This window comes from Lentzea sp. CC55 (assembly GCF_021056325.1).
GTDB classification, from domain to species: domain Bacteria; phylum Actinomycetota; class Actinomycetes; order Mycobacteriales; family Pseudonocardiaceae; genus Lentzea; species Lentzea jiangxiensis.
Genome location: NZ_JAJCXE010000039.1, coordinates 1 through 13,199 on the forward strand (window position 1 = coordinate 1; position 13,199 = coordinate 13,199).

The 13,199-nt window shown below is 72.6% G+C and carries 12 protein-coding genes; 5 read left to right on the forward strand and 7 right to left on the reverse strand.

Going from position 1 to position 13,199, the window contains the following annotated elements; genetic code table 11:
- Positions 1-180 precede the first annotated feature (180 nt).
- The gene (locus L6E10_RS26710) at positions 181-672 is read left to right on the forward strand and encodes a metallophosphoesterase family protein (RefSeq protein WP_236222543.1); all 492 of its coding nucleotides are present in this window, start codon (positions 181-183) and stop codon (positions 670-672) included.
- On the opposite strand, the gene L6E10_RS26715 is transcribed toward L6E10_RS26710, so the two are convergent.
- From L6E10_RS26715 to L6E10_RS26735, 5 genes are all read right to left on the reverse strand, one after another.
- Complete coding sequence (locus L6E10_RS26715) at positions 594-1,337, reverse strand: alpha/beta fold hydrolase (protein WP_308102886.1); 744 nt, start codon at positions 1,335-1,337, stop codon at positions 594-596. The genes L6E10_RS26710 and L6E10_RS26715 overlap by 79 nt on opposite strands.
- 84 nt (positions 1,338-1,421) lie before the next feature.
- On the reverse strand, positions 1,422-2,738 hold the full coding sequence (locus tag L6E10_RS26720) for a DUF2185 domain-containing protein (RefSeq protein ID WP_236222547.1): 1,317 nt from the start codon (positions 2,736-2,738) through the stop codon (positions 1,422-1,424).
- Positions 2,739-2,742: 4 nt separating this feature from the next.
- On the reverse strand, positions 2,743-5,625 hold the full coding sequence (locus L6E10_RS26725; protein ID WP_236222549.1) for a discoidin domain-containing protein: 2,883 nt from the start codon (positions 5,623-5,625) through the stop codon (positions 2,743-2,745).
- Positions 5,619-8,171 carry a glycoside hydrolase family 97 catalytic domain-containing protein gene (locus L6E10_RS26730; protein WP_236222551.1) on the reverse strand — a complete coding sequence of 851 codons (2,553 nt, stop codon included), beginning with the start codon at positions 8,169-8,171 and terminating at the stop codon, positions 5,619-5,621. Before L6E10_RS26730 ends, L6E10_RS26725 begins: the two co-directional genes overlap by 7 nt.
- Before the next feature lie 99 nt (positions 8,172-8,270).
- Positions 8,271-8,885, reverse strand: coding sequence for a hypothetical protein (locus tag L6E10_RS26735; protein WP_236222553.1), 615 nt, complete (start codon positions 8,883-8,885; stop codon positions 8,271-8,273).
- Between the two features lie 19 nt (positions 8,886-8,904).
- Between L6E10_RS26735 and L6E10_RS26740 the strand changes: the two genes are divergently transcribed.
- A complete protein-coding gene (locus L6E10_RS26740) occupies positions 8,905-9,063 on the forward strand; it encodes a hypothetical protein (protein ID WP_176959810.1) in 159 nt (52 codons plus the stop codon).
- Here the strand turns inward: L6E10_RS26740 and L6E10_RS41275 are convergent.
- The gene (locus tag L6E10_RS41275) at positions 8,997-9,782 is read right to left on the reverse strand and encodes an MFS transporter (RefSeq protein WP_374237563.1); all 786 of its coding nucleotides are present in this window, start codon (positions 9,780-9,782) and stop codon (positions 8,997-8,999) included. The genes L6E10_RS26740 and L6E10_RS41275 overlap by 67 nt on opposite strands.
- Positions 9,783-9,810: 28 nt before the next feature.
- Positions 9,811-10,254 (reverse strand): MFS transporter, encoded by a 444-nt coding sequence (locus tag L6E10_RS26750; RefSeq protein ID WP_236222557.1) that lies wholly within the window; start codon positions 10,252-10,254, stop codon positions 9,811-9,813.
- Between the two features lie 125 nt (positions 10,255-10,379).
- Between L6E10_RS26750 and L6E10_RS26755 the strand changes: the two genes are divergently transcribed.
- The 3 genes from L6E10_RS26755 (at position 10,380) to L6E10_RS26765 (ending at position 13,195) form a co-directional block, all read left to right on the forward strand.
- The gene (locus L6E10_RS26755) at positions 10,380-10,895 is read left to right on the forward strand and encodes a TetR/AcrR family transcriptional regulator (RefSeq protein WP_236222559.1); all 516 of its coding nucleotides are present in this window, start codon (positions 10,380-10,382) and stop codon (positions 10,893-10,895) included.
- 96 nt (positions 10,896-10,991) lie between these two features.
- Positions 10,992-11,909: a helix-turn-helix transcriptional regulator gene (locus L6E10_RS26760; protein ID WP_236222561.1), complete on the forward strand. Its 918-nt coding sequence runs from the start codon at positions 10,992-10,994 to the stop codon at positions 11,907-11,909.
- A 14-nt stretch (positions 11,910-11,923) separates the two neighbouring features.
- The gene (locus L6E10_RS26765; protein ID WP_236222562.1) at positions 11,924-13,195 is read left to right on the forward strand and encodes a tetratricopeptide repeat protein; all 1,272 of its coding nucleotides are present in this window, start codon (positions 11,924-11,926) and stop codon (positions 13,193-13,195) included.
- Positions 13,196-13,199: the final 4 nt, after the last annotated feature.

The following is a 13,199-nucleotide window of genomic DNA, read 5'->3' on the forward strand; positions in this document are numbered from 1 at the left end:
GCTCGGCCGATCCGGGCAACGGTAGCATCTCGCACCCGAAGTCAAGCCCCGATCGCCGTCGTGGTTGCGTCATCACCGCTGCTCAGAGCCGTACAGTTCGGACAGTTCGGCTCGCTTCACCGCTACGCGCGGATGCTGCCTTGTCCGGTGAGCGCGCAGCCTGGTTGTTACGGTCGCGGAGTGAGAGTCGTTGTGCTGTCGGACACCCACGCGCCCCGGTTCTGGAAGCGGTGCCCACCTGCCGTGGCGCGGCACCTGCGCTCGGCTGAGCTGATCCTGCACGCCGGGGACGTCTGCGTTGCGCCGGTGCTGGAGGAGTTGGCGCAGTACGCGCCGGTGGTTGCCGTGTGCGGCAACAACGACGGGCCCGACGTGGTGGCCTGGGGTGCGCCCGAGACCGTCGAGGGTGAGATCGCGGGGTTGCCGTTCGCGATGGTCCACGACAGCGGGCAGAAGGCCGGGCGGATGGCGCGGATGCGGCGCAGGTTTCCCGGGGCGCGGCTGGTCGTGTTCGGACACTCGCACATCCCGTGGGACGAGGAGGAGGACGGCGTGCGGGTGTTCAACCCCGGGTCGCCGACCGACAAGCGCCGTCAGCCGCAGGGCACGCTCGGGCTGCTCGACGTCGAGGACGGGGTGGTGCTCGACGCGCGGATCGTGCCCGTCTCCTGAGCCCAGGAGGCGAGGACCGGGCCCAGCACCTCGTACACGGCCGGGTCGAAGCCCATACCGGTGTGCGTGCTGTACACCTCGACGCAGTCCGCGCACGGGTCCTGGCACAGCTGCCACGGCACCACGCCGTCCCTGCGCGAGAAGATCGAGATCGCGGGCACCCGCAGGGGGTCGGTGAGGTCCTTGATGTGCTCGTCGAAGCAGGGACCGCTCAGGCAGTCGTCGTCCAGCAGGCCGGGCACGCCCGCCGAGGCCAGGCGGGTCAGGAACCGGGCGACGCGCATGACGCTCGGGTGCGCGCCCATCGGGTCCAGGACCGGGCTGCCCATCATCACCAGTCCGCAGACGAGGTCTGGCCGCCGGGCGGCGGCCAGGCGCGCGATGCCGCCGCCGCGGCTCTGGCCGAGCAGCACCACCGGACGACCGGTGCGCTCGGCGTGCTCTTCGGTGCTGTGCAGGAGTTTCGCCAGCAGGTCGGCGGTGCAGCCCACGGTGAGGCCCACGCCCGCGTTCGTCGGTGTGTAGCCGCGGGCGCGCAGCCACGATGCGGCCGGCAGCAGGCTCGTGGCGCCTGCCCCGAAGCCGGGGACGAGCACCACGCCCAGGCCGCCACCCTGGTCGGGATCGGCCTCGCGCCACACGGGGTGCCGCATCAGCCGCGGCACGTCCCAGAGTGAACGAAGGACGCTTTCCCGTGCAGTGGAACGCAATCCGTCGAACATGCCTCTGGTTTGCCAGACGGCCGGCGGCTAAACACGCCTCACCGGGACGAAACCGGTCTCCGCCCGTTCGAAGGCGGCGCCGTGCGGTTCGTCGAACAAGGGCTCCAGTTCGCCGTCGAGCCGGAGCAGCTCGCGCAACGGCATGAGCTCGGCGTTGCGCGAGTCGTCCGCGTACTCCTGCGACTCGTCGCCCGCGAACACCCGCCAGCCGCTGTCCTGCTCGCGCTCGGCGTGCTCCCGGTACAGCCACCGCACCGGTTCGCCGTCCTGCGCCACCCGCGCCGAGACGATCGCCATCTTCGCGAGGTCGCCGAACCAGAGCCGTTCGAACCGGCGCTGCCGCACGACGATCTCCGGCGCGCCGAGCTCCACCCTGACCCGCAGCAGCGTGCCGTCCGCGGCGAGGTCGCGGTACACGGGGAACGCCCCGTCGCCCCAGGTGGTGAACCAGCCGGTCATCGGCGCGCCGCCCACCTCGACCGTGCCCGACCCGGCCGGGCTGGACCGCATCCGGCGCAGCACCGGGAAGTGGTCGTCGTGCGGCCGGAGGTCGAGCGCGAACTCCAGACCGCCGTCCCGGAGCGCCTCGAGCTCCTCGTGGCGGGCCCGCACCTCCTCGGAGGAGAGGTCGGTCCAGTGGCGCTCGTCGTCCGCTGTGGACGGTGGCACCGGGACGCGGGCCGCCACCTCGTCGGCGTCACGGCCCCAGAACGCGAGGTCGAAGAGCCCGTCGGCGGGGTCGTCGGTGCGCCAGGCCGTCAACGCCGCGGCGTCGGCGAAGAGCAGGCGGGCCTCGTCGACCAGCACGTAGCCGCACTCGACCGACTCGGCCACGACGCCGTCCGCGCACCCCACCCACACCGAGTGCCACCTGCCCCGGTCCGGGCCGTCCGGATCCATCCGCTCGCCCAGCACCCGCAGCGGTCCTCCCGGCACGCCGCGCACCGCCACCGCCCACGCGCCGTGGAACGGCACCTCGGCGCCGGGCTGGTCGTCGAGCAGGGCCCGCACGCGGGTCAGGTGCGGCATGCGCCCGACCCGGCGGACCGACGCGTCGAACCCGGTGCGGGCCACGGCCGAGGCCAGGAGCTCGCCGTCGGCGGGAAGGTCGAAGCCGTAGCGGCCCTTGACCGCCGCCAGGTCCACCGCCCGCGCGGCCTCGGCGGCCTGGGGACCGACGACCTCGAAGTCCGCGGCGGCGTTCGCCCACTCGACGACGTGCCGCGGCGCGTGGCCTTCCTCCACCAGCGGCGGCCGGTCACCCGACCAGGTCCTGAGCAGCCCGAAGTCGATCAGCAGCAGGTCGCCCGACGGGAAGGACGCGGTCCCCAGCAGTTCCGGCACGCCGTCATCGTCGCACCGAGACGCTCCTCAGCGACGCGTGCCCCGGCCGCCACCCGGTCGAGACGGCCACGTACCGGGCGGTCCCGCCGGTCCCGTAGGACCTGCCGTCGAGGCTGTAGGTGACGGTGTGCGGCGGCGGCGTGCCGTCCGTCCACTTCAGACTCACGCTGCCGATCGGCTGGACGGACCCGAGATCGACGACCATGCGGCCGTCACGGCCGGGGTTCCACGCCGTGTCCTGCTCACCGTCGACCGCGTTCGCCGGATCGCTCATCCCCGGCGGCAGCACGGAGTGGGGGAACGTGACGCGCCCGAGCGCGAGGTCGTCGAACGGGAACGGCTTCGCCCGCGGGACGGTCACCGTGCGTTCGGAGGGGCCGAGGACGACCGGCAGGCGGAACCCGTCCCGGTGGACCAGCGTGAACCTCGCCGGGCCACCGCTGAACGTGACGCGCCTGCCGTCGTGCACGACGGCCTTGACGCCGGGCGGCATGTCCTGCGCGGTGAACCACGGGGTCTCGACCCTCGCCGTGGCGGCGGGCAGGGTGAGGGCGTAGTCCGTGCCCGTCCGCGTCGTGGTCTGGGTGCCCCGGTACAGCCGGGAGCCGTGCAGGCGGACGGATCCGGTGACGTCCGCGTCCGAGAGGTTGAACAGGCAGAGGAACCCGTCGGCGGTGCTCGCCCGGACGTTCGCGGGGCACACCGGGGCGGGTTCCGCCGCGATCGCGCGGAGGTCGGCCTCCACGTACCCCTCGACGATCCCGGACGGCACGGTGATCGAGTCGCCCTGGACCGTGAACGGGTCGGCCGAGCGCGCCACGAACCCGGCCCTGCCGTCCACGTCGAGCCAGCCGGTGGTGCTGAGGTCCGGCCTCGGGTACTCGGCCACCGTCGTCCACGAGGCACCGTCCGGGGACGTCTGGACGCGGTAGGCGACCGCGGCCGCCGTCTCCCACCGCAGGCGCACCCGCTGCACGGTCCTGGCGGTACCGAGGTCGACGGAGAGCCAGCTGCCGGCGCGGCCGCGTTCGGCACGGGCGACGGCCCAGCGCGTGCCCGGATCGCCGTCCACCGCCTTGGAGGGCTCGTAGCCGGGGTCCGCGGACGACGCCGTCGCCGTGCCCCCGGCCTGGTCCACCTCGAACTCGAAGAGGGAGTAGCCGTAGGTGGCGTGGGGCGTCACGCCGAGCATCCGGACGTGACGTGCCGTCGTCGCGGGGAACGACAGCTCGTCGACGCGGAACCCTTCACGCGCCTTCACGGTCACGCGGCCGGCGGCCCCGGTGTACGTCCGCGAGCCGGTGAGTCCGGGCATCCCCGCCATGGCGAGGTTGTGCACGTCCACGCGGCCGGGCCGGGGCAACGCGCACACGACCGTGCCGGTCGGGAGCGTGGCGGTGCCCGCGAACCCGCCGGCGAACCGCAGCAGGCTCGCCGTGGCGTCGAAACCGTCGCGCACCCGTTGGTAGGCAACGGTGTTGCGTCCCGTCACGGTCTCCCGGGGAAGCAGCATCGGGGTGGAGCCGCTGATCTTGAACAGCCAGTCGTCGTGCGCGGGCTGCCAGGCGAGCTTCGTGAACCCGGGCTTCGTCACCGTGCCCGCCCACGCGGCCGCCGACTGGTGGGTCAGCAGACCGGGGTCGGAGCCGTGGTCGATCGTGATCGACGCGCGGGCGAAGAAGTCCTCCTCGGACACGGGTTCCGCGGGCGGCCGCAGTTCGTGCAGCAGGTAGCTGATGGCGAGTTCGGCGCGTGCCTCCGGTTCGTACTTCGCCTCACCGGAGAACTTCGCGAGCCGGTGGACCGGCGGGTGGGCCTGGTAGGCGAGCAGCCGCGACGCGAGCGCGGCCTCGGCGCGGGCGGCCATCGGGTCGGCCAGCACGGTGGAGCGGAAGGCGAGCGGGATGACGTCACGGCCGTAGAGGTGCTCCCGGTCGTTGACCATCGGCATCAACGGCTCGCCGGCGTCGCTCATCGTGGCGAGGATGGTGCGCCACAACAGCTCCCCGTTCGGCTGCTTCGTCAGCACCTCGGGCAGCGGCCTGCCCGCCAGCAGGAAGTGCACGGCGTTGCGGCCGGAGGTGCGCCAGAGCTCCTCCTGGTAGTGCGGGCCGAACGAGCCGTGGTTCTCGACGATGAACGTGTCGTGCAGGTTCGTGGCGGTGTTGGCCGAGATCGCCCCACCGTCCACTGTGGAAGGATTGGCGAGGTCGGCGGCGGGCAGCCCCGCCTCGTTGCGGCTCCACCGGCCGAACGCCTCCCGCCAGCCGGGGCCGTCGCCGTGCCAGGCCAGTCCGGGCGCGAGGGCCTGGGCGTAGACGCCCATCTCCTCCAGCTTGGTGTCGCCGCGGTGGCCGCCGACGAGGCCGTTGGGCGTCCAGCTGCCCGAGCGCGGGTCGTCGGCCGTGCCGAGCGACGTCGTGTAGTCGGCCTGGCCGCGTGCGATGGCCTCGACGTTCGCCCGGGTCGCCGCGTCGAGGTCGGGCCACAGCAGCCGGGCCGCGAGCACGAAGTAGGACTGGAAGGTGGTGTCCCAGAACAGGGTCTTGCCCCACTCGGCGCCACCGGCGAGCACGTTGCTCGCCGCGAAGTGCTTGATCGTGGCGAGGGTGTGCTCGCGCAGCACTTCCTTCCCGATGCCCGCGAGCGCGGCGTCGTAGGCGCCCCGCGTCAGCAGCACGGCGTTGCCCAGCACGACGGCGAACCCGAAGTCCGTGCGCCGGTAGCGCTTCGCCGTGCTGTCGTACTGGGTCTCCGCCCACCTCGTGTGCCGGAGCAGCACCTCGTGGTAGGTGTCCTTGATCTGCGCGGCTCGAGCGAGCGCGATGCCCGGTGTGAGCGTCAGCAGTCCCGAGGCGGCCAGGAACGTTCTGCGGTTGATCAGCATGTCAGGGCGGCCTCCACCCAGTCGGCGTGGTCGAAGTTGCGGCCGTCGCCGCCGTCGGTGACGCGCAGGCCGAGCATCCGCACGCCGGTGACGTCCACGTCGACCGGCAGCGCGGCACCCTTCCCGCGCACGATCCCGCTGTCGTACAGCGGCTTCCCGTCGTCGCCCGTGAGCTGGAAGACGACCGAACCCGGTTCGGTGGTCTCGTCGTCGAGGCCGATCTTCGCGGTGAAGCGCTCGCAGGCACGGCCGAGGTAGACCGAGACCTCGGACGGCGCGTGCACCCCGATGCCCTTGGCGTAGGTGACCCCGCCGACGGACAACGGGCCGCCGTCACCGCCGGAGTTCTCGCCGTTGGACCTGTCGCGTTCGACCGGGCCCCAGCCGTTGGTCTCGCTCGTGAACGGCAGGTCGCTGACCTGCGCGCCGTTGCGGGGTGGCGGCGGCGGGACGAACGCCTTGACAGCCTGCTCGACGTGGACCTCCCCGAACGTCGCGACGACCGGCAGGTCGACCGCGCCGGTCCGCGTGCCGGCCCGCAGCTGCCACCGGCCGCTGATCGACTCACCCGGTGCCATCCGGGCGCGCCGCACGACCGGGCCGGTGACGGACCACCCCTCGGGCGCGGTGGCGGCCAGCCGGACGTCGCGGATCTCCTGGTCGCCGTTGGTGAACGTGCCCGACACCTCGATCGACGAGCCGGGCGGGGTGTCGGTGGTGCCGGCGGGGGAGACGGTGAGCGTGGTCCTCGGGACCTGGCGGATCGGCTGGTCGCACGTCCGCAGGCCGGGCCGGTAGCGGCAGAGGACGGCCGCGAAGCCGCCGTGGCGCCGCGCCGGGACGGACAGGGTGTCGCCGCCGCGCAGGACCTGCGTGTCGCGGACGACGTCGGCCCTGGTGGCGGGGTCGCGGACGGTCTCGACGAGCCACTGGCCGCCACCGAGGAAGCCGAGCGGTGCCTGGAGGGTGCGGTCCTCGGCGGTGATGCCGCCGACGAACCAGCGGTCGCCGTGGCGGCGGGCGACGACGGCGTGCGTGTCGGGGTCGCCGTCGAGCAGGTGGGTCTCGTCCCAGGTGGTCGGGACCTGGTTGAGGTAGCGCAACGCCTGCGGGTGCCGTTCGTAGGCCTCGGGCTTGTCCGCGAAGTGCGTCCAGCCCGACTCGTAGACGACCGGCAGCGCGACCTCGTGCGCGATCGACGCCTCCTTCGTGCCGACCTCCAGCGACACGGGCGTGTAGTCCATGGAGCCGACAACGTTGCGGGTGAAGAACTGCACGGGGTTGTTGGCGGCGGGCGGGTGGTTCTCGGCGCCGCGCACGGCCTCCATCGTGAGCACGTGCGGCCAGGTGCGGGCGAGGCCGTGCGGGATGGTGGAGCCGTGGAAGTTGACCATCAGCTCCAGGTCGGCCGTCTTCTGCAGCACCGCGTCGTACCAGCGGTAGCGGTCCTGCGAGTCGGACTCCATGAAGTCGAGCTTCACGCCCTTGGCGCCCCACTGCTTGATCCTGGGCAGCACGGTGTCGCGTTCCTGCGGCGTGTCGAGGTCGCTCCAGCGCAGCCACAGCAGGATCTCGACGCCCCGGGCGCGGGCGTGGCGGATCAGCTCCGGCACCCACTCGGAGCTCCAGCCCTCGTCGACCAGCGCGTACTCCCAGCCGTTGCGGGCGGCGAAGTCGACGTACTGCTTCTGCCGCGCGAAGTCGCTCGGGCTGGCGTGCTCGCTCAGCCACGACCACGCGACCTTGCCCGGCTCGATCCACGTCTGGTCGGCGAGCTTCGACGGGGTGGCGAGGTCGTCGACGAGCGTGGAGGTGCTGACGGTCTTCAGGTCGCCGACGATCGCGGTGCGCCACGGCGTCGTGCCGGTCGAGTCGACCCGGTCGTCGGCGAGCACGACCTGGAAGCCGTCGCCCTGCTTGCGCAGCCTGCTGCCCGCGTACCTGCCGTCCACATCGGACTCGGTGAGCAGCGCGAAGTCCTGGCCGTTCTGGAACAGCGACGGGTAGCCGAAGTCGCCGGTGGCCTCGCCCGCCGTGGTGCGCACGCGGTTGGCCTCGTACCAGGCGTTGTAGGGCAGTAGCCACGCCTTCGACCCGGCCGGCGGCGAGAAGCTCGACGCCTCCCCGGTGACGGTCGCGGCGGCCGGCAGCACGTACCGGTAGGCGACGCCGTCCGGTGCGGCGCGGACGACGAGGTCGAAACCGCCGGAGGCGGCGCGGAAGCCGAGGCGCGTCTCGGTCATCCTGGTCGCGCGCTGCGCCCGCTTGCCGTGCGGCATCGAGTAGCGCTCGATGACAACGCGGTCAGCGCGGCCGGTGAACGTCAGCCCGGAGGTGAGGTCGGCTGTCGTCGTCGTGAGCCCCACGCGGGCGGGCTGGAGCACCGTCCGGCCCTGCCTGCGCACTGCGAGTGTCAGATTTCCACTGTTCAGGGCTACTTCTGCGGTGACCTGGCCCGGTCCGGTGACGGTCCAGGAGGTCGGTGCGGCGTGGGCGGGGACGGCGGGCAACAGCAGGGCGAGCACGAGGACGAGCAGTCGTGACATCGTTGTCAGCTCCCAGGGTGAGACCGCTGCCATGGTGTGGCGGTCCCACTTTCCCGGTCAAGGGGCTGATGATTATCAGTCCTGGAGCGGACAGGGTTTTCACAGCACGACGATCTCGATCTCCTTGCCGAGCTTCGCGCCGTCGAGCAGGTCGAGGTCGTCGCCGCTCCAGAAGCGGCCCGGGTCGTACCAGTTGGGCCTGCGCCGGGGCAGCAACCCCATCTCCTCGTAGGTCACGGCCACGATCTCCGCGCAGAACGCGCTCTCGATGCTCGCGTCGTTCCCGGGCCGCAACGGAACCCGCCCGCGCAGCCAGCGCGACGCGAGCCTGGCGGTCGACGGGAACGGCGTGCCGTCCAGGCGCGCGACCGTCCGCAGCGCCGCGTCCTCCATCTCCCGCGTCACCTCGTGGTCGAGCTGCCGCAACCATGCCCGCTGCCCGTACTTGTCGTGCCACGTCACCACGGCGTCGCGCAGGTCGTGCAGCTGCGCCCCGCGCTGGTGCGTGCCGCTCCACATGTCCTCGAGCGACTTGCCGAGCTCGGCGTGCCACAGCAACGGCGGCAGGTCGTCCAGCACGATCGCCATGCCGACGTGGTTCACCGGGCTGTTCGTCATCGCCTGGATCGCGCGGTCAGCCGCACTGCGCCCGCGGAACACCCACACGTCCCCGGTGCGGGTCATCTCCACGGCTTGGTCCAGTGTTGTCGCCATGGCCCAGTAGCCTAGGCACATGAAGCTGTGGAAGGTGATCGGTCTGGCCGCGTTCGCGGGTGTCGCGGCCAGCGGCGTGGTCGCGGCCCGCAACCAGCGCCGCCGCGCCGCCTACACCCCGGAGCAGATCAGGGAGCGCCTGCACCAACGGCTGGCCGAGGCGAACCGCCCGGAATGATCCGGTGGGCCACAAAGGACGCCACGGCCGCCACCAGTGAGGTTCCCCGCACCGCCTCGGTGAGGGTGCCGGCGCGCGCCCACGCCGACAGCACGGTCCCGAGCACGGCGATGCCCAGTGCCGCACCGAATTCGTAGGTGGTCTCCGACACCGCCGACGCCGCGCCGGCCTTGTCCGCGGGCACGGGCGGACACCACGGCGTCGGTGGTGAGCGTGAGCCCCACGCCGGTGCCGAGGAGCACGAGCGCCACCGCGATCGGGCCGTAGCTCGACCAGAAGCCGGCGATCGTCAGCCCTCCCGTGCCGACCGGCAGACCGAGGGCGATCGCCCGGCCACGTCCGAGCAGCCGTACCACCGGCCCGATCGCCGCGACGACGAGCACCCCGGCGAGACCGGGCGGCAGTTCCCGCAACCCCGCCTCGAGCGGCGAGTAGCCCAACACGTTCTGGAAGTGCTGCGACAGGAAGAACACCAGCCCGGTCAGCGCGAAGATCGCGATCACGCCGGCGCCCACGGCACCGCTGAACGCGGGCTGGGACCGGCCGGCGCGACCTCCTTCACCGCGTACACCAGTGGCGCCACGCCGACCGCGGACAGCGTCGCGGACACGAGGTCGAAGGGGCCGGGGCCGGGGTCCCGCGACTCGGGCAGCCACCACGCGCCGAACACGATCAGCGCCGCCATCACCGGCAGGGTGAGGATGAACACCGAGCCCCACCGGAAGTGCTCCAGCAGCGCCCTGCCGATCAAGTGGCGGAGCGCGGCACCGGCCGTCGCGGTCGCCGCCCGGACCGCCACCGCCTTCGCGCGCTCGGCGGGTCGGTGAACAGGTTGCGGATGATCGACAGCGTCGACGGCATGATCGTCGCGCCGGCGACGCCGAGCAGGGCGCGGGCCACGACCAGCCACTCCGCGGACGGGGCGAACGCCGTCGGCAGCGACGTGAGCTCGAAGCCGAACGCGCCCGTGAGCAGCAGCTTCTTGCGGCCGATCCGGTCGCCGAGCGTGCCCATCGCGTTGAGCAGGTCGCCCAGCGCGAACGAGTGGACGTCGCCGATCCACAGCGCCTGCGCGTCCGTCGGCGCCAGGTCCTGGCGCAGAGCGGGCAGTGCGGGAGCCGGCACCGTGCCGTCCACGGCGATCAACAGCAACGCGAGTGCGAGCACACCCAGCGCGGCCCGCCTCCGCATGACAGCCCCCTTTAGCCGACCACTCGGTCTGCAAATCGACGTACCGTCTGGACGGTTGGTTCGGCGAACGTTAGGTTGATCGGATGCCCGGAGAGCAGCGCAACGCACCCCGCACCCGTCGTGAGGTGCTCGCGGCCGCCGCGCGCGCGTTGATCGCGCAAGGCCCGAACGTCAGCCTTGACGCCGTGGCGAAGGAGGCGGGCGTCTCCAAGGGCGGCCTGCTGCACCACTTCCGGTCCAAGCAGGCGTTGATCGTCGGCCTGATCGAGGAGTGGTTCGACCACTACGACGCGACGGTGGAGAGCCTGCTCGAACCGGAGGACGTGCCGGGCCGGTGGACCCGCGCGCACATCAGGGCGACCTTCGCGCCGCACGACGACCTCTGGTCGCACCCGTCCGTCGTGACGGCCTTGCTGGGCGTTCCGGAACTGCAGCAGCGGCTCGACGTCGCGGCGGACCGCTGGCGCCGGCAAACCGATTCAGACGGCCTGCACCCGCACCGCGCGGACATCATTTCCCGTGCACTCGACGGGGTGACTTTGGCTGATCTTCTGTGGCGTGGCCAGGAGACGGGCGAAAAACGCGAACACACCCGTGACCTGCTGCTCAAGCTCACGGAACAGACTGGACCGCTCGTCTGAGTTTGTCCGCTGAACGTTGTCAACCCCGGAAAACCCCGACACCGGACAACGATTTCTGCGTACCGTCGGAAGTGGTTGCACTCCGGGGGGAAGCAAATGCCGATCATGCTGTCCGAAACCGCGGCGAAGGGCCGCGGTCTGACGATTCTGTTCGAGTTGGAAGACCTGGCACGCACCAGGTTCGCGCCGGCCCCGCTGCCGATGTACGAGCTCGTCTTCACGGTCCACGGCGGTGACTGGGACCGCCTGCTGCTGCCGAGGATCCGCCCGCTCGTCGAACTGGTCAGGCCCGGCCGGTTCATCCCCGACTTCCTGGGCTCCGCGCGTCCCGACTTCGACGAGGCCGTGCGGCAGGTGCTCGGCGCGCCCTGCGCGAGGGTCCGCGACCAGGTCGCGAGCGTGGGCACGACCTCGCCGTGGCTCAGATCGCTCGCGTCCGGCACGCAGACCTCCCGCCGCGACCTGTGCTCGGCGCTGACCACCGGCTTCCACGACCTGCTCGGGCCGCACTGGTCGCAGACGCGCCAGGCGTTCGACGCCGAGGTGCGCCTGAGGTCGTCGCAGGCGGTGTCGCGCGGACTCGGAGACCTGCTCGGCCACCTGCACCCGTCGATCTCGTGGACCTCACCCGCCCTGCACGTCGAGCTCGGCTGGGACACCGAGATCTCCCTGCGCGGCACCGGAATACTGATCGTTCCGGTGCTGAACGGGCTGACCCGCCCGGCGGTGTCGATGTTCACCGAACCCCAGCCGCTGCTCTTCTACCCGGTCACCGCACCGCAGCCGAGCGGCGCCAGCCTCGAACCGGCCCTCGGCCGCACCCGCACCCTCGTGCTGCGGGCGCTCACGTCCGAACGCACCACCACCGAGCTGGCGAGGCACGTGGGCATCAGCCTGCCCACGGCGTCGCAACACGCCACCGCCCTGCGCACCGCCGGCTTCGTCTCGACCCACCGCAACGGCAGGTCGGTCCGCCACCGCCTGACCCGGCGCGGCTGGGAACTGCTGAACTGACCAGGGAGGCCAGCATGACCGCGATGCCGCGGTACCGCACCGACCCGAGCCCGCCCGCACTGGCCACCCGCCTGCGCGCCCTGCGCACCGCCGGGGTTCCCGTGGCCTGCCGCGTCTACGGGGGCCTGTCCGCTCCCGTCGCGACCTCGGCCCTGCACGCCCGGATCACCCACGCCCAGGCCCGCGCGTTCGTCGCGGGGGAGTCGGCGGCCGTCCCGCGCTTCGAACCGCCGCCGTCCGCCCGGCAGCGCCTGCTGACGGTCGCGAGCTGGGGCCGGCTCGACGGCGCCGGCCCCGACATGACGACGTTCCCGGTGGACCTCGCCTCCGAGCTGTGGTGGCGCGTGCACGAACGCGCCCGCGGCCCGCTGCGCGTCCCCGAACGGCGCCTGGCCTGCGACCTGCTGCTGCGCCTCGGTTATCCGCAGCAGGCGGCGTCCGTGATCGGCCTGGCGGTGATCGACCCGCGCCGCCACGTGCTCTCGCCCGGTCTCGCGGTGGAGGAGCTCGCCGTCCTGCGCTGCCACCTGCCGTCCTCCGCCGTCGAGGCGATGGCCCTGCGCGGCGCGCGGTCCGGCCTGCCCGCCGAGGCGCGCCGCGACCTGGCCCTGTTCGTGCTCTTCCGCACCGCCGCCCGCGGAGCCGACTCCACCTCGATGCGGGCCGCCGCCGCGCTGGCGACGAAAGCCTCGGCCGAACTGCCGCGGAACGGCTTCGCGGCCGCCCTGCAGCGCGCCCGGCTGCACCGGGCGATCGCCGCGGTTCCGTTCGTGCGGCGCGACATCAGCGAGACGCACCGGCTGCTCGGGCGTGCCCTGGAGTCGCTGCACACGACCACGCCGGGTTCCGCCGAGGTCGACGGCCTGGCGTGGGCCGACGAGGCCTACGCCCTGCACTGCTTCCTCGTGCGGACCCACCTCGCCGTGGGTCTCGGCCAGCGCGCGATCGGCTACGCGGCCGAACTCGCCGAACTCAGTCCCGGCGACGACCGGACGTGGGCGCTGCAGGGCGACGCCTTCGCCGCGTGCGGGCAGCTGGAGGCGGCCCTGGAGGCCTACGGCAAGGGCGTCGCGCTGGGCGGCTGGGGCGCCGCCCGGGCCGCCTACCTGCGCGGTTTCGTGCTCGACCAGCTCGGCCGGGTGGCCGAGGCCGCCGAGGACTACGTCCTGTCGCAGCGCATCGACCCGACCTCGTCCGTCGTGCCCGGACCGGAGATCCCGGCGGACGCCGGCCGCGATCGGTGGTCCCGGCGACGGGCCGACCTCGTGGGCGTCCGCCGGAGGTGAGGTG